Source organism: Christiangramia sabulilitoris, from assembly GCF_007050985.1.
GTDB lineage: Bacteria > Bacteroidota > Bacteroidia > Flavobacteriales > Flavobacteriaceae > Christiangramia > Christiangramia sabulilitoris.
Map to the genome: position 1 here is coordinate 1,009,969 of NZ_VHSF01000001.1, position 19,632 is coordinate 1,029,600.

19 protein-coding genes are annotated in these 19,632 nt (G+C 40.5%); 6 read left to right on the plus strand and 13 right to left on the minus strand.

Translation table 11 applies throughout. The features are described 5' to 3' along the window. Positions 1-128: 128 nt before the first annotated feature. Positions 129-557 carry a Rieske (2Fe-2S) protein gene (locus tag FGM01_RS04615; RefSeq protein WP_143409950.1) on the plus strand — a complete coding sequence of 143 codons (429 nt, stop codon included), beginning with the start codon at positions 129-131 and terminating at the stop codon, positions 555-557. 64 nt (positions 558-621) lie between these two features. Here FGM01_RS04615 and FGM01_RS04620 read toward each other — a convergent pair whose 3' ends face one another. Then, a complete protein-coding gene (locus FGM01_RS04620; RefSeq protein ID WP_143409951.1) occupies positions 622-3,003 on the minus strand; it encodes a TonB-dependent receptor in 2,382 nt (793 codons plus the stop codon). A 283-nt stretch (positions 3,004-3,286) separates the two neighbouring features. On the opposite strand from FGM01_RS04620, the gene FGM01_RS04625 reads away from it, so the two are divergent. Continuing rightward, positions 3,287-5,728: an ATP-binding protein gene (locus tag FGM01_RS04625; protein WP_143409952.1), complete on the plus strand. Its 2,442-nt coding sequence runs from the start codon at positions 3,287-3,289 to the stop codon at positions 5,726-5,728. Here FGM01_RS04625 and FGM01_RS04630 read toward each other — a convergent pair. The 10 genes from FGM01_RS04630 to FGM01_RS04675 form a co-directional block, all read right to left on the minus strand. Next, positions 5,718-7,070, minus strand: a complete 1,353-nt coding sequence (locus FGM01_RS04630) for a sigma-54-dependent transcriptional regulator (protein WP_143409953.1) — start codon at positions 7,068-7,070, stop codon at positions 5,718-5,720. The two genes, FGM01_RS04625 and FGM01_RS04630, sit on opposite strands and share 11 nt — an antisense overlap. A 355-nt stretch (positions 7,071-7,425) precedes the next feature. Then, positions 7,426-7,752, minus strand: a complete 327-nt coding sequence (locus FGM01_RS04635; protein ID WP_143409954.1) for a hypothetical protein — start codon at positions 7,750-7,752, stop codon at positions 7,426-7,428. Positions 7,753-8,246: 494 nt separating this feature from the next. Continuing rightward, the gene (arfB, locus tag FGM01_RS04640) at positions 8,247-8,648 is read right to left on the minus strand and encodes an alternative ribosome rescue aminoacyl-tRNA hydrolase ArfB (RefSeq protein WP_143409955.1); all 402 of its coding nucleotides are present in this window, start codon (positions 8,646-8,648) and stop codon (positions 8,247-8,249) included. Between the two features lies 1 nt (position 8,649). Further along, positions 8,650-10,188, minus strand: a complete 1,539-nt coding sequence (locus FGM01_RS04645) for a DUF4301 family protein (protein WP_143409956.1) — start codon at positions 10,186-10,188, stop codon at positions 8,650-8,652. Then, positions 10,178-10,756: an AAA family ATPase gene (locus tag FGM01_RS04650; RefSeq protein WP_143409957.1), complete on the minus strand. Its 579-nt coding sequence runs from the start codon at positions 10,754-10,756 to the stop codon at positions 10,178-10,180. The genes FGM01_RS04645 and FGM01_RS04650 overlap by 11 nt, the downstream gene beginning before the upstream one ends. Next, the gene (gene pnuC / locus FGM01_RS04655; RefSeq protein ID WP_143409958.1) at positions 10,711-11,349 is read right to left on the minus strand and encodes a nicotinamide riboside transporter PnuC; all 639 of its coding nucleotides are present in this window, start codon (positions 11,347-11,349) and stop codon (positions 10,711-10,713) included. The genes FGM01_RS04650 and pnuC overlap by 46 nt, the downstream gene beginning before the upstream one ends. After that, positions 11,333-11,593, minus strand: coding sequence for a thiamine-binding protein (locus FGM01_RS04660; RefSeq protein ID WP_143409959.1), 261 nt, complete (start codon positions 11,591-11,593; stop codon positions 11,333-11,335). Before FGM01_RS04660 ends, pnuC begins: the two co-directional genes overlap by 17 nt. 726 nt (positions 11,594-12,319) lie before the next feature. Beyond that, entirely contained in the window at positions 12,320-12,706 is a 387-nt protein-coding gene (locus FGM01_RS04665) for a VOC family protein (RefSeq protein WP_143409960.1), read from the minus strand. Between the two features lie 341 nt (positions 12,707-13,047). Further along, the gene (locus FGM01_RS04670) at positions 13,048-13,761 is read right to left on the minus strand and encodes a phosphoglycerol geranylgeranyltransferase (protein ID WP_143409961.1); all 714 of its coding nucleotides are present in this window, start codon (positions 13,759-13,761) and stop codon (positions 13,048-13,050) included. Next, complete coding sequence (locus FGM01_RS04675; RefSeq protein WP_143409962.1) at positions 13,761-14,408, minus strand: 4'-phosphopantetheinyl transferase family protein; 648 nt, start codon at positions 14,406-14,408, stop codon at positions 13,761-13,763. The genes FGM01_RS04670 and FGM01_RS04675 overlap by 1 nt, the downstream gene beginning before the upstream one ends. Positions 14,409-14,471: 63 nt before the next feature. On the opposite strand from FGM01_RS04675, the gene ahcY reads away from it, so the two are divergent. Continuing rightward, positions 14,472-15,788: an adenosylhomocysteinase gene (gene ahcY / locus FGM01_RS04680; RefSeq protein WP_143409963.1), complete on the plus strand. Its 1,317-nt coding sequence runs from the start codon at positions 14,472-14,474 to the stop codon at positions 15,786-15,788. A 205-nt stretch (positions 15,789-15,993) separates the two neighbouring features. Here ahcY and FGM01_RS04685 read toward each other — a convergent pair whose 3' ends face one another. Then, positions 15,994-16,617, minus strand: a complete 624-nt coding sequence (locus FGM01_RS04685) for a dioxygenase family protein (RefSeq protein WP_143409964.1) — start codon at positions 16,615-16,617, stop codon at positions 15,994-15,996. A 154-nt stretch (positions 16,618-16,771) separates the two neighbouring features. Between FGM01_RS04685 and FGM01_RS04690 the strand changes: the two genes are divergently transcribed. After that, on the plus strand, positions 16,772-17,272 hold the full coding sequence (locus FGM01_RS04690; protein ID WP_166435189.1) for a YybH family protein: 501 nt from the start codon (positions 16,772-16,774) through the stop codon (positions 17,270-17,272). 55 nt (positions 17,273-17,327) lie between these two features. Here FGM01_RS04690 and FGM01_RS04695 read toward each other — a convergent pair whose 3' ends face one another. Further along, on the minus strand, positions 17,328-17,561 hold the full coding sequence (locus FGM01_RS04695) for a hypothetical protein (RefSeq protein WP_143409966.1): 234 nt from the start codon (positions 17,559-17,561) through the stop codon (positions 17,328-17,330). A gap of 227 nt (positions 17,562-17,788) precedes the next feature. On the opposite strand from FGM01_RS04695, the gene FGM01_RS04700 reads away from it, so the two are divergent. Both FGM01_RS04700 and dinB read left to right on the plus strand, forming a co-directional pair. Beyond that, on the plus strand, positions 17,789-18,187 hold the full coding sequence (locus FGM01_RS04700; protein WP_143409967.1) for an NUDIX hydrolase: 399 nt from the start codon (positions 17,789-17,791) through the stop codon (positions 18,185-18,187). 113 nt (positions 18,188-18,300) lie between these two features. After that, on the plus strand, positions 18,301-19,521 hold the full coding sequence (gene dinB / locus FGM01_RS04705) for a DNA polymerase IV (protein WP_143409968.1): 1,221 nt from the start codon (positions 18,301-18,303) through the stop codon (positions 19,519-19,521). The last annotated feature ends 111 nt before the right edge of the window (positions 19,522-19,632 follow it).

The following is a 19,632-nucleotide window of genomic DNA, read 5'->3' on the forward strand; positions in this document are numbered from 1 at the left end:
CTTTCCGGGATCAAACTATTGTATCATTAACTGAAAAAATCCCATTATTAGCGGGATTTCTTTAAACAAATGTAAGAAATTTAATCTTTCGGTACAATTATATTATTTTCGCTGTAACTCAATTTTTTATGAAAAAAATACTGCTCTTAATCCCCGTTTTCATGTTGCTTGCAGCCTGCTCCGGATCTGATGATAATATCAGGAATAATCCCAATTTGCCGAATGTAAATTTCCGGTTCCAGTTAAACCTGAACTTCCCGGAATATAATGATCTTCAATTCCCCGGAAACTCATTTGCTACTTACAATTACGGAGTAAGGGGTGTCGTTATTTACAACATCAATAATTCACAATATGTAGCCTTTGAACTCAGCGATCCCAATCATCCGCCAAGCAGCTGTTCAGGAATGACCGTAAATGGAGTTATTGCCAGTTGTGGCTGTGATGACAATAAATACAATATTATTACCGGTGAACTTTCTGAAGGCGATGGCCAGTATACCATGCGACCTTACCAGGTTAGACGTTCAGGAAACGTCCTGGATGTTTTTAATTAAAAAAACCTCCCCCCGAAATACCCCAACGAGATCGAAAGGAGGCTGCCAAAACAACTTAAACCTCTTAAAACTTAAGCGATAGTCCCAGCAAAAAATTAGTAGTAGCCTGCGGGTAATAACCTGCGCCATCTAAAGTCTGTACTCCTGAAGCATTCCCGGTATCAGGTATATCGAAGGTGTAGTAATATCCGTTAGAGACATATTTTTCATTGAAAATATTGTTCACCAGACCGGTTACCACCACTTCCCGGAAAATCCAGGGTTGATCCCAGCTATACTGAATATTGAAATCGTTCACAAAATAGCTCTCCAGCCTGGAGTTTTCTGCTTCAACATTACTCATGAACTGCTCTCCAACATATTTCGTAAGCAGTTTTAGCTCCAGTCCGGTTATTGGGGTAAAGTTGATAATGTTACCAGCGACGATCTCCGGTGAATACGATATATCTGTATCTCCATAGCTAACCAGCTCTCCGTTAAAGGGAGAAACAAAATCTACATTCTTGTTTCTGCTTAAAGCAATATTTGGTCTTATGCTGAGCTTATTTAACAATCTAACTGTTGCATCTATCTCCAGCCCCAGGCGGTGACTGTTCCCGCTGTTCTGACGGACAAATGCACCAACATCGTCAATTCCACCAGTAAGGACTAATTGATTTTGATAATCCATGTAGTACAGGTTCGCATTTACCTGAAAACGACTTGAAGAATGTCTCCATCCCAATTCAAAATCGTTCAGTTCTTCCGGTTCCGGATCTCCATTTTCATAATCGTTACGGCTTGGTTCTCTGTGCGCGCGGGCATAAGAAAGATAAAATTGATCTGAAGAATTTAATTCGTAGGTAAGCCCGGCTTTTGGATTAAAAAAGCTGAAGTTATCATTATTCAAAAATTCTGACTGATCATCCAGTACACCTTTGGTTTCGTAATTCACGGTTCTTAGCTGAAGATCAGCATAACCGGCAAGTTTTTCAGTAATGGCGAAATTAGCCTTAGCATAGATATTAAAATCGGTTTTATCTGCCTGGTTGAAATAATAAGGATCGTAAGGATCATTATTTGCAGCAAACCTGGTATAGATCACTTCCCCAAAATGATCCCCCTCGTATTTGTTCCATCCTCCACCAAGGGTTACATTCCATTTAGCATCCTCGTAGTTCAGACTAAAGACCGTTCCGTAGAAATGGTTGTCCAGCCATTTAGTTCCTACCAGATCTGAGGAAGTCACTTCTCCTCCATTGGCAGTAAAAGGCTGCAGACCGAATTCTGAAAGCTCCGCGTCTTCTTCATATTCTTCATAAAAACCTCTTCCGTAGGTATAATGCAGGGCTAGATTAGATGACCAATGAGCATTATAATCCTGGTTCCACAGTAATTGATAATGGTCCTGTTTGTAATTATCTGTTTGATTTTCGTAAAAACGGGTATTCCCATTCTCATCTGTATATATTCCCGCCGGATTAAAGGTACGGTCATTCTCCAGGGTTTCACCGTCTATGCCATACCAGGCCTGGTATGTTCTCTCTTCGCCGCCGAAAGTAACGGCTTTGATAAGTGTATTATCATCTACATAGGCTCCCTGCAGGAAATAGGATTTAAGATCACTGGATGCCCGGTCGATATATCCATCACTCCTGATCTTTGAAGTTCTCCCTCCAAAAGAGAAGTGGTCATTGATAAGTCCAGTGCTGAATTTCACGGTATGTTTAAACGTATTGAACGATCCTACACTATTTGCAACCTCAGCCTGCGCTTTTTCCTTATAAGAATCTGTGAGTATATTTAAACTTGCCCCGAAGGCTCCTGCTCCATTCGTGGAGGTTCCTACCCCACGTTGTAGCTGCAGGTTTTCTACAGATGAGGCAAAATCACCCAGATTCACCCAGAATGTTCCCTGGCTCTCAGCATCATTATAAGGAATTCCGTTAATGGTGACGTTAACCCTGGTGGCATCACTTCCTCTTACGCGTATTCCGGTATAACCTATCCCGTTACCGGCATCTGTGGTAGTCACCACATTGGGCATATAATTCATAAGCACGGGGATATCCTGACCCAGATTTCGGTCTTCGATTTCCTCGTTGGTCAAATTGCTGTAAGTAATTGGTGATCTATCTGTCACCCGCACTGAGGAAAGGAAAACCTCATCAAGGGTTTCCTGAGCACCCCCAAGGTCCACATTCAATTCCTTATCTGAGTCCAGAACCAGCTTTTTGCTTTTTTGATTTCCAAAGGCAAAAACCAGGGTATAAGTTCCCTGATCCAGGGTTAGTTGATATTCCCCGTTTTTATCTGCCAGGGTACCCTTCCCGGTACTTTTTACATAAATTGAAGCTTCCTGCAAAGGATCTCCATTCTCTGTCACCTTTCCTGAAACTGTAAATTTTTGGGCATTTACCTGAAAGGCTAACAAGAACAGGCCAACAATAAAAAATACGTTTTTCATCCGTAATAATTTCACGAATAAAAGGGGCGATTATTCTTTTAAAAATGGTTTAAAAATAAAAATCCTGATACCGCCAAAAGACAGGATCAGGAGTGCATACACCGCGCAGTTTGCGCAATTCCCTTGGCAGCATTACCTGCCCAGGTTCATTGGGTATGATCTCAGCCACAATTTGCGGCACCCCTTATGAGATTGTGCGGCAAAAGTAATACGCTTTTTCAGAAATACAATACATTTGAGGAGATTTGACAGAATTGGCTTAATTTTAGATAAAACCATAGTAATGTTTAGCGCCAAACGCTCCATCACCGTAAAGATCGTAACCGGATACGTTATTGTGGCAATCCTGGCCGGCTTAGCCGTCTGGTATGTCTACAACCAGGTGCTATCCTACTCTGAGATCGCCCAGTCCAATACAGAAAATAATCAGCAGCTTATTCTCGTAAGTGAGATAAGTACTAATCTTAATGAGTCTGAGAATACCAGTAGAAGGCTCATACAATCTGGTGAAGAAGAAGATCTCGCTCTTTATAATTCCCAAATAGACAGCATTAAGGCTAAGCTTCACAAGCTGCAGCAGACTTATGGCAATTTAGACCTGGAGAAGGAAACCGACAGTATCAATAAACTACTGGACAAAAAGACTGAAAACTTAAAGGAGCTGGTAGCGCTTCGGGATACAGACAGGAATACAAATTATTATTCCAAAGCATTAAGGGAACTTAGAAATATAGATGCCTCTTTCAAAGATTATAACTATGAGAACAGGTTCCGGAATTTAAAGCCATACCAAAAGGATATCTTGGTAAAATGGCTGGAATACTCCAGAGAAGATAATGCCGAGAGAATTACAACCGAGAGGTTGGATTCTGTGGTGAAATCTGTAAAAAGGGTTTTAACAGATCTTGAATTTGCGAACAGACAATTTCAAAATGAGGTTGTGCAAAAAGAGAATGAATTACTCAATAACGATTTAATTCTTAACCAGCAGCTGCAAAGTTTACTGGCCGGGCTGGAAAAGAAAGAAAGAGAAAATACAGTCGAAAGAGCGGAAGTATTTCAGAATATGCTGAATAAGACTTCCAATATCATCATCCTTGGAAGTTGCATTATCCTGCTTATAATTATTTATTTCATTATCAACATTATTGGTGATGTAACCCAGAGCCAGCGCTACCGGGCAGAACTTGAAGAAGCAAAGGATTTTGCTGAATCCCTGCTGGCCAGCCGAGAGCAATTTATGGCAGCGATCACCCATGATCTGCGCAGCCCTCTTACCACGGTTATGGGTTATACAGATCTCATTCAGAAAACCGACCTGAACGAAAAACAAAAGCATTATCTCACCCAGATCAAGAAGTCTTCAGAATTTATCTTAAGGCTGGTGAATGACCTTCTGGACCTTTCAAAGCTAGAGGCAGGAAAAATGCTTATTGAAAAGATCTCTTTTAACCCTAAAAAACTTATCTACGACACGGTAAATAACGTCATCCCGGCAGAAAAGAACAAGAAGGTCGATATCATCATTAAGGCTTCAGAAGAGACCAATGTACAGATCCAGAGTGACCCATTCAGGATAAAGCAGATCCTGGCAAACCTTATTTCTAATGCCTGGAAATTCACAGAAAAAGGAGAGATCGTTATTGCAGCTGCGCTTAAAACTCGGGACACCGGGGATCATATTCTGGAAATAAGGGTTAAGGATTCAGGTATAGGGATTTCCAAAGCGATGCAGGAAAGTATTTTTGAAGAATTTTCCCAGGAGGACAGCAGTATCGAAAAACGTTTTGGCGGTTCTGGACTTGGTCTTGCCATCACTAAAAGACTCACCCAGCTTTTGGAAGGCGAGATAGAACTGGAAAGCGAACAGGGAAAAGGTAGTGAATTTACAATCCTAATCCCTGTGAAAAAACTTTCTGAAACCAGGGAAGAACCCGAACGTGAAAGTGAAGAGGAAGAGAATGTGCCGGTTGAAAAAATCGATGCCACGGGCCTCAGTGCTTTGATCATCGATGACGAACAGGGACAACTATCTCTTACCGTTGAAGTCGCCAGATCCATGGGATTTCGAATAGACACTGCTGAAAATGGCAAAAACGGACTGGAGAAACTAGAATCTGGAGATCATGATATTATTCTAACCGACATTCAAATGCCCATCATGGATGGCTTTCAATTTATTGACGCTGTTCGAAATCATGAAAAATTTAGCGATATCCCTGTGATCGCACTTTCGGGACGAACAGATATTGATAAAGGAGTTTATTTTAAGGCAGGTTTTGACAATAAACTATCGAAGCCTTACAAACCTGATGAATTAAAGCAAATTATTGCCGACTTACTTAATCTGGAGATCACCCCGGAAGAAAATACTGAAATACTAAACCCGGAAAACCTCAAGGCAGAGCATTATGACCTGAGCGATATTTACGAATTCTCTGGCAGGGATGAGGAGGCCATGCAAACGATCATACAGGCTTTTGTGGAAGGTGCAAGACAGAGTCTGGAAGATTTAAAATCTGCTTACCATAAAAATGACCAGGATCAAATGGGTAAACTGGCCCACAGAATGTTACCTATGCTCCGGCAAATGAAGGCGAATGAGATTATTTTAGTCCTCATGAAATTGGAATCCAGAGAAGAAGTGAGCCCGCAGCAGTTTGATAATTTTGAAAGTAAGATCAAACATTTGATGGCGAGCCTGGATCCAAATATTACAGTTTAATACCGTACTGTTTTAGTTTATTGTAAAGTGTCTTTCTATCTATAGAAAGCATTCTTGCAGCTTTGCTTTTATTTCCACCCGTTTTCTCCAGGGCATCAAGAATCAATTGTTCCTCATTCTTGTTTTTGAAGAGCCCATAGTCATTTTCATTGGTCCGGGTAGACGTAGCGATTTCATGTGGCAACACTTTTAGCGGGATAAGATCACCCTGGGTAAGCAAAACTGCCCTTTTCACCATATTCTTAAGCTCCCTTAAGTTACCGGGCCAGTTATAATTTTTGAAAGCGTGTATGGCTTCATCAGCAAAGCCCACGATATTTTTTTCCAGATCCTCATTGGCCTCATCCAGAAACTGGTTGGCAAAGAGCATCAGATCTTCCTTTCTCTCCCTAAGAGCAGGAACCTTAATAGAAAATTCGTTTAATCTGTGATAAAGGTCTTCCCGAAATTCACCTTCCTTTACGGCTTCAGTCAGATCCTCATTGGTAGCCGTGACCACCCGAATATCTACCTCGATCTCATTGTTACTTCCTACCGGTTTAATCCTTCTTTCCTGTAAAGCCCTTAATAACTGAACCTGTAATTCATAAGTTAGGTTTCCTATTTCATCAAGGAACAGGGTGCCTCCGTTTGCTGCTGCAAAATGGCCGGTCTTATCATTGATTGCCCCGGTGAAAGACCCTTTAAGGTGTCCAAAAAATTCACTGGAAGCGATCTCTTTAGGAATAGCTCCACAATCTACCGCAATAAACGGGGCGGCATGTCTTTTACTTTGCAGATGGATACTTTTAGCGATCTGCTCTTTCCCGGTTCCGCTTTCGCCCGTAATAAGGACAGACATATTTGTTGGCGCAACCAACTCTACATAATCGCTTAATCTTCTGGAAGGCTCACTCACTCCTTTAACAAGATCCTTGTTTTCAGTTAAGGGACCTTTCTTTTTCTTCGCCGGTTTCGCTTTTTCTACTACCGGGCTCACCTCATTGGTATGAAGTGCATTTTCTATAGTTTGAAGTATAGACTCAGGCCTGAAAGGTTTGGATACATAATCAAAAGCCCCTTCTTTCATTGCGTTTACCGCCATACTTATTTCTGCATAACTGGTCATTACAATCACCTGGGTAGCCGGGTTCTCGGTCTTTACGCTTTTCAAAATTTCAAGACCATCATTATCTGGTAATCTTACATCTGTGAGAACCAGATCAAATTTATCTATACTTATTTGTTTGAAGGCTTCCGAAGCTGAATAAACCAAGGATACTTTATAATCCCGTTTTTCCAGAAAGGTTTTTAACATGGTTCCAAAGGCAACATCATCCTCAACGACCAGAACTTTAGACATATATCAATTTTAAAAAAGTTTAACAAAGGTAATAATCTTTGAATCATTAGTTTTTAAAAGAAACCAAAAAAAGAGAGGCTGTATTTCAACCTCTCTTTCCTGGCAATTTTGTAGTCATATAAATTGCCTTAACTAATTCCCATTTAACAGATTTTCAAATCGCCTGAAGATAAACAGGCAAAAAAGCGACCTTTCTAGTGTTAGTTTCTGGTTGTTTGTAATCAGGACAAATCCTGAAAACAGTCACTTCTTTGCAAGTTTACCGGGGTAGATATACTTTCTACTGAGCTCTCGCATTGATCTGTTGCCGCAGAGTTGGTTTCTCTATTACCGGACCTTAATCCTCTAATTTTTATTAATCTTCATCTTCCAGCCAGTTACCATCCTGGTCTATATATACCTTTTTAGTTTCACCTTTGATATCGAGTTTAATTTTGTAAACCATAGCTTCGTCTGTAGTTTTCACCCATGCTTCTGAAACTATCGCATCGTTATAATCTGTGATTATTGCATCCTGCACTGCCTGAGGCAGAGCTGCAACCTCCACACTGGTAAATTCGTCCTGAACATCCTCAATTTCCATTTCGGTTTCCATTTCAATTTCCTCCTCCTGAGCCTGTATATTTTGGGTTGCAAAAAACATAGCTCCAATAGTCATCATACTCCATACTATCTTTTTCATAATCTTCTATTTATTGATCATTTTGATCATTGATTCTGTCTTTTATAATAGAATAATTATGCCATTTTGATCCATTTATTATAAACAGCAACAAAATCAAGGGCTTATATGCGATTGCACTTTTTATTTCACAAAAAATTATGTAGAAAATTGTCGAATCCTCAACCCATAACTGGGGAATTTGACAGCAGAAAAACCAGTTCAGGAAATAGAAAAAGTAATGAAAACAGAAAAGGCTCCTGAGAGGAGCCTTTTCAATCCGAAAATCTAAATTATAAAACAGAATAAATTAGTTAGTTATAATTTATTCCATTCCCAATACTAACCTACTTTATACATTGTAAAAATCATACCACAGGTGAAAAAATTGCTTCGTGGCTTAGTTATCTTTGAAATACAGGGATTTATCCTTTCAAGACCAAATACCGCCAAAATAAATTCCACACAAAAACTGTAGAAACTGGTTCAAAACTGGGTATAAATTCCCCATTATTTCATTTTAAAGGATTTTTCCTATTTGCCTTAATCTCAGACTTTTGTTTTTTCGCCTTTAGCCTTTTAATTTTCGATGCCCTGGTTGGTCTGGTTTTTTTTCTGAGCCTCGGTTTCTTTAAAGCCTGCCTGACTTCTGAAATGAAAATTCTGGTTACAATTTCTTTGTTGCTATGCTGGCTTCTGGAGTCTTCATTAGTAAGCTTCAGAATTCCTTCTTTATTGATCCTTGCAGCCAGTTTTTTCTGAATAAGAATTTTTTCCTCGTTAGATAAACCTTCAGAATTTTCCACATCAAAGCTCAGTTCTACTTTAGTAGAAGTCTTATTAGCATGCTGGCCTCCGGGTCCGGAGCTTCTTACTGCTTTGTAATCCAGTTCCTTAAACAGGACCTCTTCATTCATCTTATCGCGGCTGATGAGATTCTTTCAATAGATCTGATACTGTTTTTACCGGATTAAAAGTCTCCACAGGCACTTCAACAAAAATGGTATTCCATTTCGCCATACCTCCATTCCATAATCCCGGACGCTCGAGTGCTTTTAAAGGCTTGCCATCCTTGGTTTTATCAGCAATAAAGCTCATTTCCTCATCTACATATTCGTGGAGATCATAACTTTCGCCCTTATGATCCTTAAGACTGCAAACAATATCTACGGGATTAAAATGGGTGGCTTCCCTGGCTGTTCTGGCCTGCTCAGGATTTTCATCATCTATTTGTGCTCCTTCAATGATCTGGAGGGAAATCTCGCCATTCTTATCTTTTACCAGGAAGGGTCCTCCACCCGGTTCTCCTTCATTTTTCACCATTCCGCACACGCGTAGAGGCCGGTTTAGCTTATCTTTCAAATATTCCACGAACAGATCCTGATTAGAAACGTTCCTGATATAAAGTTCTTCTTTTACAAAATCCTGGATCTCATCCAATTTATCTGATGGTACATTCCCTTTTTCAAGTGCCTCAAGATATCCGTGAATTTTTTGCCGGGTTTTAAGTAATTTCCCTGCCAGCATTTTTTTATGATCTACTACGTTCTGCAGTGCATCTTCAGTCACTACGTTATCTATATTTTTTATAAAAACGATCTCTTCGTCAAGTTGGTTTAAATTTTCAATCAATGCACCATGACCACCAGGTCTAAAGAAAAGTTCTCCATCCTCTGTTCTGAAGGGTTCGAAGTCTTTATCAACGGCAATGGTATCTGTTTTAGGATCCTGGTAAGAATAGCCGATCTCAAATTTTATCCCCGTTTTTTCCTCTACCCGCTCCCGGATCTCGCGCCATTCATTTTCAAATTTCTCCCTGTCGCCCTGGGCTACGGTAAAATGTAGTTTAGCCACGCCGTCTACCTCAGCATAATTAGCAGCTTCAAGTAAATGCTCTTCAAATGCGGTAGCTATATGTAATTGATATTTATGAAAAGGCACCAGCCCTTTAGGCAGGTTGCTTAAATACAAGCCATCAGGTTCCAGAATGGTTTTCACCAAAACTTTATACCTGGCATCGTGAGAAATATCATCATATTCAGAATGATTTTCCTTCGCTTTTTTTAAGGCATGTTCATAAAATGGTAATTGTTCTATATGATTAAAAAATCGTCGAAGATCGGAGTCGCCTGTACTATCCAGGTACTCTCTTAATTCATGTTTTTCAGGATTAAAATTATCGTTGAAATTATGTAAAGCCTTAAACATCCTGGAGGCCGCGCCAGAAGCGGGTACAAATTTTATAATGCTATGATTTTCTCTGGCCTCATTGTAATAATCTATAAGTTCTCTTTTCTCTGCCGAATCCACCTGGCTAATCCCATTACCTATGGTGGCGGCTTCTGTAATATTTACTTTAATATTGCCTCGTTTAAAGATCCCTATCTGCTCTTCCACTTCATTCGTAGCAATTCTTTTTTCTTCTATTTGCAGAATATCCTTCTCACTAAAATTCACGATTTCGATTTTTTATTAATTGGTCAATTTTTTTCACTGCGTATTCTAAACGCTCTTTCCTGTTTCCTTTCGAAATAAAATAAGGTTTTTGGTATCGATCCAGCGTATCCTGAAATCTGTGGAACATGCCCTCCCGATCGTGAGGCTTATCCCTTAAATCATCCGGAGTCCAGGGAACGTCAATATACGTTAAAATGTAGAGATCGTAATAGTGGTTTAACGCATGTTTAAGAAGTAATGGGTTGCAATACCCATCGTAATAAGCTTCAGAATAAACCTTTAATTCCAGAAGATTTGTATCGCAAATAAGTAGTTTTTTTGCCGTTGCAGAAAGGCGGTTTTCGGCCTGGATCTGCCCCTGTGCTATTGGAATTAGATCTTTAGGTTCACAGCTACGCTTTTCAGCATCCCATACCTCCTGCAGATATTCCCGCATATATTCTTTAACCAATGGCTCATCATAATGCCTCGCCAGGTCTTCAGAAAGAGTGGTCTTTCCGGTAGATTCTGGTCCAAACAGGACTATTCTAATGCAGGACGCAGGTCGTTGCGTAAGTTTTTCTTCCATGCCAGGTAGCCAAATACAGCAATTATAGTAAATACAAGATATTGCAGGCTTGTAAAGGTAAGGCCTTTATAAAAATATAATGGTACAGAAATAATATCTCCAATGATCCAGTAAATCCAGTTCTCAAGTTTCCGCTTTGCCATTAACCACATCCCAACAAAGAATATGGCGGTGGTTACCGTATCTATATAGGCTGTCCAATTATTCCATTTATCAAACCACTCGTAAACGGCAAAAACAAAGATCAATGTCCCTATAAATATGAAAACAGATTGAATTTGCTCTCTCCTGTTGGTACTGGTAATAGGGGTATAATGTTCAGGGTCTACTTTCCTGGTCCAGATATACCAGCCATAAATACTCATGGTAAAATAGTAGGCATTGATCATCATATCCCCTAGCAATTGCCATTGCCAGAGTAGATATACAAAGATGATAGTGCTAACTATACCGGTTGGGTATACCAGAATATTATTCTGTTTGGAAAACCAGACCGATAAAAATCCGAAAATCACCGCAATGATCTCCAGGATTATAAAAAGTGTGCGGTAACCGGAATATTGCTCAAAGAAAAAATCAAAAATCGGCTGCATACTGGCTACGGTCAGATTTTACGATTTTAATATAAATAAGCCCGCGGTCTATGGCTTCAAATGCATTTTTGATCTCTTTATTTAATAGTCCCATCACCTCATCATAATTACCATATACCTGAGTACTCAAAGGGTTCTCCTTCACGGTAAGCCCTGATTCTCTAATTTTTTTTATAAAATCGATGATCGCAGGTTCGTAATCATCCTGCAATGGAGTTAGGGTTAGTTCTACTGAAATTTTCATTGATCTCTGTTTTCCATCCAAAGTTAGCCAAATCTCTAAGGAAATAATATAATTGAGTGAGGACAATTGCAAATTGATACTTGGATTTATATACCAACCTTCGACTCCGCTTAAGATAATATTTCTATGATTTACGGCATGCTGTCTCGAAGAATCGAGAGTTTCAGCATCTGTAGTGACCCTGAAATAAATTCAGGGTGACGGATTTTTGTTGCACTGAGCCTGTCGAAGTGCAATTTAGTCTACCTGTCATTTCGAAAGAGAAAAGCGACTGAGAAATCTGTATTTGGCTTCTCTTCATGGAGATTTCTCGCTGCGGTCGAATGAAGAAGGAAAGCATCCTTCGACTCCGCTTAAGATAATATTTCTATGATTTACGGCATGCTGTCCCAAAGCATCGGGAGTTTCAGCATCTGTAGAGACCCTGAAATAAATTCAGGGTGACGGATTTTTGTTGCACTGAGCTTGTCGAAGTGCAATTTAGTCTACCTGTCATTTCGAAAGAGAAAAGCGACTGAGAAATCTGTATCCAGCTTCTCTCTTCATGGAGATTTCTCCCTGCGGTCGAATGAAGAAGGAAAGCATCCTTCGACTCCGCTTAAGATGATATTTCTATAATTCACGTCATGCTGTCCCGAAGCATCGGGAGTTTCAGCATCCTATTAAAGACCCTGAAACAAGTTCAGGGGGACGAAATTTTTGTATTGAACCTGTCGAAGTATACTTCTATTTCATAGAATGGATGCCGATCATATTTCCTTCGCTGTCCTTAGCAAGACTAATAAAGCCATATTCTCCAATAGACATTTTTGGTCTTACCAGCTCCCCTCCAGCGTCTTCTACTCTGGCTTCTTCAACGCTGCAATCTTCACTCCCAAAATAGACGATTGTACTATTTCCGCCGGCTTTCACTTCCTTAACATGAACCAGGGCTCCGGAAGTCTTTCCTTTGGAGTCCATATCCCCAGGAAATGCAAGCATTTGTAAATTGTCTTCCGTAGGATCGCCCAATGGAGATAATTCTGTTTTAAAGACTTTTTCATAAAAAGATTTTGCGCGATCTAAGTCGTTCACATAGATCTCAAACCACACCACCGGATTTTCAGATTTCATAACTTATTGATTAGGTGTTAGACCTTCCTAATTTAAGATTATTATTCCCAGAATTGATAGGAGTGTTTCTGCTTATTTTTCGTCATTTGAAAAGTATCCTTCGACTGCGCTCAGGATGACATTCAATTGCTGCACTGAGCCTGTCGAAGTGCAATTTAGTCTACCTGTCATTTCGAAGGAATGAAGCGACTGAGAAATCTGTTTTGCGTAACTGTGAATGAAGTGAAGAAGTTTCAAGGTTGAGATTTCTCCCTGCGGTCGAAATGACAAAAAAGGAAGAACATGCTTCGACTGCGCTCAGGATAACCCTCAGTTGTTGAACTGAGCCTGTCGAAGAACTATTAATCAAAAGTCCCATCCTCAAAAGCAGTCCCGATCACCACAAGATCAGCACCGGCATTATAAGCTTTTTGTAACAGCCTTTTACTGCGAATACCCCCACCTACAATCAGCGGAATTTTTAAACTGGATTTAACCGTTTTAATAATTTCAGGAGAAACCGGGAATTTTGCGCCGCTGCCCGCTTCAAGATAGATCAGTTTTTTACCTGAGTATTGACCGGCCAGGGCAGTATTGACAATTTGCTGAATTTCAGTCTGGGCCAGGGGAACGGTATTACTTACCTTTTGAACAGAGGTTTCATTCCCGCCATCAATGAGAATATATCCTGTGGGGATTATTTCCAGATCTGTATTTTTAATTTTCTCTACAGAACGTACTTGTTGCTCGATCAAAAATTCAGGATTTCTTCCAGAGATAAGACTTAAAAAAAGCAAAGCATCAGCATAGGCAGAAATCTGACTATGGTCGCCGGGAAATAAAATTACCGGCAATCCGCAGAGATTCTTGATCGCTTTCACCACATTACAGGTCTGGCCCGGCTCAACTGTACTTCCCCCAACCAGAATATGGGTAGTCTCTGCAGGTAGGTTATTAATAAAGTCTGCAGCCTCTGTCTCCTTGAATTTGTCCGGGTCTATAAGAATAGCCAGTAACTTACGGTTTTCAAGAACTGCCTCCCGGATCTCCCTGAGATAACTTTGGACTTCGATCATCAGGCTTTCGCTTTAGAGTTGGAAGGCATGGCATACACACAGGTGAAGTTTTCAAATTCAAGAAATTTCACATCATACCAGTTATCCAGACCGTTATACCTCACGTGAGTTTTGGTCTTGGAATCTTCAAAATCGAAATCCAGAACATTGATATGTTGTAGAAAACCAACTCCGGGCTGGGCAATCAACTTATAGACAGATTCCTTTGCCCCCCAAACAATGGTCAATTTCCTAATCAATGCTTCTTCATTGGCGAGGGTATGATATTCAGACAAAGGAGTGAATTTATTGGCGATCTTAAGGATCTTTTCGCGCTGTTTTTCAATATCTATCCCTACATCTTTATTACTCACAATAATCGCCGTGAAATTGAAGGAATGGGTAATAGAAATATAACTATCGTCTTTTAAATGTGGTTTGCCCTGCTCATCATAATAGAGGTCATGATCTGTATAACCGGCCTCGGCCAGTAAATGCCTGATGCTCATAAAGCCCCGGCGATGAATTTCAGATTTCATTCCATCTACTCTGCGGCGACAATGTTCAGTTAAATCGATACCTTCAGAAAGCCATTCCAGAGATTCTTCAACCTTCCAAATGAAGACTTTAGTACGTTCATCAACTGTTATTGTTTTAAAAAGAGGCATAAAATTTCTAAGCTTTTCCTTATTTTTGCAAGCATAAAATTGCTAATATTCAAATATAATAATATGTCAACTAAAACAGTACCGTATACCGCCTATAAAGTAAAAGATATTGAGCTTGCAGAATATGGACGCCGTGAAATAGAATTAGCCGAAGCAGAAATGCCCGGTCTTATGGCGCTTCGTGAAGAGTATGGAGCTTCCAAACCTTTGAAAGGAGCGAGAATCGCGGGATGTTTGCATATGACGATCCAGACCGCTGTGCTTATCGAGACTCTTGTGGAACTTGGAGCAGAGGTTACCTGGAGTTCATGTAATATTTTCTCTACCCAGGATCACGCTGCTGCGGCAATTGCTGCTGCCGGAATTCCGGTCTATGCGTGGAAAGGAATGACAGAAGAGGAATTTAACTGGTGTATCGAGCAAACCCTGTTTTTTGGAGAAGAGCGTAAACCACTGAATATGATCCTTGATGATGGTGGGGATCTTACCAATATGGTTTTGGATGAATATCCTGAGCTTGGAAAAGGTATTAAGGGACTTTCTGAAGAGACTACAACTGGGGTTCACAGATTATATGAGCGCATGAAGAACGGAACTCTTCCTATGCCTGCGATCAATGTTAACGACTCTGTGACCAAGTCTAAATTTGATAATAAATACGGATGCCGCGAGAGTGCAGTAGATGCGATTCGTCGTGCAACAGATGTGATGCTTGCCGGGAAACGTGTGGTTGTATGTGGATATGGTGATGTTGGTAAAGGAACGGCTCAATCTTTTAAAGGAGCTGGTTCTATCGTAACTGTTACCGAAATCGATCCTATCTGTGCGCTACAGGCTGCCATGGATGGTTTTGAGGTTAAGAAACTTGAAACGGTGCTTCCTAAAGCAGATATCGTGATCACAACTACAGGAAATAAAGATATCGTTCGCGCTGAGCATTTTGAAGCCATGAAAGATAAGACCATCGTAGCGAATATTGGTCACTTTGATAATGAGATCGCGGTTGCCTGGTTGAATGAAAAACACGGAGATTCTAAAGTAGAGATCAAGCCACAGGTTGATAAATATACCATCAACGGGAAAGATATCATCCTACTTGCTGAAGGTCGTTTGGTAAACCTTGGTTGTGCTACCGGTCACCCTAGTTTTGTAATGAGTAACTCTTTTACGAACCAGACTTTAGCACAAATAGAACTTTGGAAGAATACAGACCAGTATAAGAACGAGGTGTATATGCTGCCTAAGCATTTAGATGAAAAAGTAGCAAAACTACACCTGGAAAGAATTGGTGTGGAGCTTACTGAACTAAGACAGGATCAGGCTGAATATATCGGCGTAACCGTTGAAGGACCATATAAGCCTGAATACTACAGATACTAGTCAGATATTAGATCTGATACTTTAAATATTAGAAAAGCCTCGCCATTAGCGGGGCTTTTCTTTGCATCAGCTTCTTGGGACGCTGTAAGTAAAATTAAATTCCGCTTTACCTTATCTTAGGGAAAACAAAAAAATCTTTCAGTTACTTTAGAGATCCTGAATCAAGTTCAGGATGACGATAATTGAAAATTTTAAACGGATCTTTTTATTGATACCCAGGAACGCCTTTACCTAAAATAAAATCTCTTTCAATAAGAGCCATTCCATCGGTCTGCTTCAGCTTTACCACTCCATCGCTGCCTCGGGGAGGATCTTCCTGATGCTCCTGCCCTAGCAATGGATCGCCTTTAAAAAAATAGGCGGACAAATAGTAATATTTCCCATCGGGTTCCAGGATGATCGGGTGGATATGCGCCGGATTAGTTCCGTCTGGATAACTTCCCGGCACCTGAGTATAAAAAGTATAGCGCCCATCCTTACCGGTCTTGATCCATCCTCTTAAATATCCATGCCTTTTAGCCCAGTCTTTTTCATCTCCTTTGGTTGTATAAATTCCTTTTGCATTGGTATGATGAATATACAGCACCACATTTTCAGCAGGCGTTTCACCATCAGCTTCATAAATAGTTCCGGTGATCTTCAGTTTATTTTCTGCGGAAGCGAATTCCGGAAGCGTATCTACCGGATTCAGATCGCGGCCTCCATACTCAAGCACGGCTTCACAACCTTCGCAGGGACCTCCCACCAGCCGGAAATCGTTCTTTTCCTGAGACCTGGCGCAGGAGAAAAAGATGAAAGAAATTCCGATAATAATAACCTTTAGATCCATAGTTCTGTGTTTCTATCTAAAATACCTGTTTTTTAATTATCAGTCAATAACACCCTTAAACCCTGAAAAACTGACTTTTATCCAAAACCCGATGGGCTGTTTAGCCGATTTCAGGTTTTTAGGTAAATTGAAGCATAACCACAAACCAATATTTATGAAATTATTTAAGTTACTCCCCGTATTTGTATTGCTGCTATTCAGCAGTTGCCAGGAGGAGAAGGAAGAAACAGATGAAATAGACGATATGGCCACACAGGCTGAACTTCGTGATCCTGCCGAGGCTAACAAACAATGGATCGATGCCTGGAACCGTAATAATCCCCGGGAACTGGACACCTTAACTTCAGATGATGCCATGCTTTATATGGAAGGTATGCCTATGAACCGGGACAGCATAAGGTCCTGGTATAAGAATGCTGCCCCGATGATGAAAGGCTTGAAGACAAATCCCGAAGTGAAATATTCCAGCGCTGAAGTTGCCTATGAGGCGGGCACTTACAGTCACGGGATGAAAAGTGATACTTTGAATAACGTTTACGGAGGTTCCTATACCCTCATCTGGAAAAGGGTAAATAACGACTGGAAACTACAGGTATTAAATATTGCGGGCAGCCCGGAAGATAACAGCGATAGTGAAATGCCTGAAGATCAATAATACAGTTATGCTCGGTAAAAAAACAAAAGCTCTTTCTATTTGAAAGAGCTTTTTATTAGTTGAGTGAAGACTGGAAGTTCTTCATCATTTTATAAATGACTTTAAAGACCAGTTTTCGTTTTTTTTCTGTTTTACTCTTTTCAAGTCTAAACTTGATAAATTTGCCGCCGGGCTCATCACTTGAGACCTGATAATTGGTACCGTCTAGCACAAAACGAGTCTTTTCTGAAAAGACGAAATCTGCCACATATTTCTTTACCAAATTGCGTTTTCCGGAAGAATCCTTCATAGTTTTTGGTATTGGTTAGATTTTTCAAGGTACAAAAATTAAAAAACGAACTACCTCTTACTTACTTCAAAAACCCAACAACAAGCGTTAAAATCGTTAAGCGAAGAAGATTTATCGATGAAGGAAGGAGATTAGATCTATTCAAAATCAGAATAGACGAATTGCAATTTCGTAGATTATTACGCATTTCAAACTTGATCAATTGTAGGAAAACTTTAAAAAGATTAATGAAAACATACATCGACAAACTCGCCTATATCTATATCCAGGACAAAAAGATAATAATGAGCCTAAGTAAAGGAAAAACGACCTGGTATATTCCCGGAGGAAAAAGAGAGAATTCTGAGTCAGATCTGGAAGCCTTATCCAGAGAAGTTAATGAGGAACTATCGGTCCAAATTATTCCTAATAGCATAAAAAAATATGGGGTTTTTGAAGCTCAGGCCCATGAACACCCGGAGGGTACCATCGTAAGAATGACCTGTTATACCGCTGAATTTACTGGCGATCTCACGGCCGCATCTGAAATTGAAAAACTGGAATTTTTTCCATACTCAAGAAGATCTGAAAGCTCTTTCGTAGATCATCTTATTTTTGATGATCTCAAAAACAAAGGCCTGCTCTAGGTTTCTGGATGATCTAAAAAATTCACCTTTCTTTTAACGCTCCCTCAACCTCATCATCCGGAATAATTTCATAATTTTGGAATATTTCCAATTAAAAGGAATTATTCCTATTTATGAAAAATGTAAAGTCTATTATTCACCTGGATCTGGATACTTTTTTTGTGTCGGCAGAAAGGCGCCTGGATTCAAAATTAAATAACAAACCGCTTATTGTAGGCGGGCTGGGAGACCGCGGGGTGGTTGCAGCCTGCAGCTATGAAACCCGGAAATTCGGCGTGCATTCGGGAATGGCCATGAAAGTAGCGCGGCAGCTTTGTCCGCAGTCTGTGGTCATTAAAGGGAATGCTTCCACCTATACCAAATTCTCCCATGAAGTGACCGAGATCATCCGTAGTAAAGTGCCCTCTTTTGAGAAGGCCAGCGTAGATGAATTCTATGCAGATCTCACCGGGATGGACCGTTTTTTTGGGATCACCCAGTTCGCTAAAGAACTGCAGGAAACTATTCTAAAAGAAACCCATTTACCAATCTCTTTCGGACTTTCACAAAACAAAGTGGTATCCAAGATCGCGACCGGTGAGGGAAAACCTTATGCGCAAAAGATCATCGAAGCAGGCACTGAAAAAAGTTTCCTGGCTCCGCTAGCCGTGAATAAAATTCCCATGATAGGAAACAAGACCTTCCAGAAACTGCTCAACCTGGGAGTGCGAAGAATTGAGACCATACAAAAGATGCCCGTAGAGGTGCTGGAAAGTGTACTGGGCAAGAACGGACGCACTATCTGGAAAAGAGCCCACGGAATTGATAATCCACCGATCATTCCTTTCCATGAGCGAAAGTCCATTTCTACCGAGCGCACTTTTAACCGGGATACTATAGACATGATTCGTTTACACGGTACGCTAGTGGCCATGGCCGAAAGCCTTGCCTACCAGCTAAGGCGCGGGGACAAACTCACCTCCAATGTGAGTGTCAAGATCAGGTATTCAGATTTTCAAACATACAGCAAGCAGGTGAAGATTCCCTATACCAGCGCCGATCATATTCTTATACCGAAAGTGGAAGAGTTATTCCGGCAGCTGTATACCAGGAGGTTGCTTATCAGGTTGATCGGGGTGCGTTTCAGCGGACTCGTAGGCGGGCATTACCAGATCAATCTTTTTGACGATTCAGAAGAGATGCTGAACCTTTATAATTCGCTGGATAAGATCAAGAATCGCTTTGGGGAGCATAGTGTGATGCGGGCCACTTCGATGGGAGCAAAAACGATTGGCAGGATGGGAAATCCTTTTAATGGCGAACCTCCGGTAGTACTGGCGCATAGGAAACAATAAATAATTGAAAATGGAGAATTGAAAATTGATAATGTAATGCTTCGACTGCGCTCAGCATGACAGCTGGTTGTCATTCAAAGCGGAATGTAATGAAGCGAAGAATCTAAACAA

Bases quoted from the DNA above. Each gene is read 5' to 3' on its own strand.
- FGM01_RS04615 (WP_143409950.1), top strand. From the start codon at position 129: ATGAAAAAAATACTGCTCTTAATCCCCGTTTTCATGTTGCTTGCAGCC.
- FGM01_RS04620 (WP_143409951.1), bottom strand. From the start codon at position 3,003: ATGAAAAACGTATTTTTTATTGTTGGCCTGTTCTTGTTAGCCTTTCAG.
- FGM01_RS04625 (WP_143409952.1), top strand. From the start codon at position 3,287: ATGTTTAGCGCCAAACGCTCCATCACCGTAAAGATCGTAACCGGATAC.
- FGM01_RS04630 (WP_143409953.1), bottom strand. From the start codon at position 7,070: ATGTCTAAAGTTCTGGTCGTTGAGGATGATGTTGCCTTTGGAACCATG.
- FGM01_RS04635 (WP_143409954.1), bottom strand. From the start codon at position 7,752: ATGAAAAAGATAGTATGGAGTATGATGACTATTGGAGCTATGTTTTTT.
- arfB (WP_143409955.1), bottom strand. From the start codon at position 8,648: ATGAATGAAGAGGTCCTGTTTAAGGAACTGGATTACAAAGCAGTAAGA.
- FGM01_RS04650 (WP_143409957.1), bottom strand. From the start codon at position 10,756: ATGGAAGAAAAACTTACGCAACGACCTGCGTCCTGCATTAGAATAGTC.
- pnuC (WP_143409958.1), bottom strand. From the start codon at position 11,349: ATGCAGCCGATTTTTGATTTTTTCTTTGAGCAATATTCCGGTTACCGC.
- FGM01_RS04660 (WP_143409959.1), bottom strand. From the start codon at position 11,593: ATGAAAATTTCAGTAGAACTAACCCTAACTCCATTGCAGGATGATTAC.
- FGM01_RS04665 (WP_143409960.1), bottom strand. From the start codon at position 12,706: ATGAAATCTGAAAATCCGGTGGTGTGGTTTGAGATCTATGTGAACGAC.
- FGM01_RS04670 (WP_143409961.1), bottom strand. From the start codon at position 13,761: ATGATCGAAGTCCAAAGTTATCTCAGGGAGATCCGGGAGGCAGTTCTT.
- FGM01_RS04675 (WP_143409962.1), bottom strand. From the start codon at position 14,408: ATGCCTCTTTTTAAAACAATAACAGTTGATGAACGTACTAAAGTCTTC.
- ahcY (WP_143409963.1), top strand. From the start codon at position 14,472: ATGTCAACTAAAACAGTACCGTATACCGCCTATAAAGTAAAAGATATT.
- FGM01_RS04685 (WP_143409964.1), bottom strand. From the start codon at position 16,617: ATGGATCTAAAGGTTATTATTATCGGAATTTCTTTCATCTTTTTCTCC.
- FGM01_RS04690 (WP_166435189.1), top strand. From the start codon at position 16,772: ATGAAATTATTTAAGTTACTCCCCGTATTTGTATTGCTGCTATTCAGC.
- FGM01_RS04695 (WP_143409966.1), bottom strand. From the start codon at position 17,561: ATGAAGGATTCTTCCGGAAAACGCAATTTGGTAAAGAAATATGTGGCA.
- FGM01_RS04700 (WP_143409967.1), top strand. From the start codon at position 17,789: ATGAAAACATACATCGACAAACTCGCCTATATCTATATCCAGGACAAA.
- dinB (WP_143409968.1), top strand. From the start codon at position 18,301: ATGAAAAATGTAAAGTCTATTATTCACCTGGATCTGGATACTTTTTTT.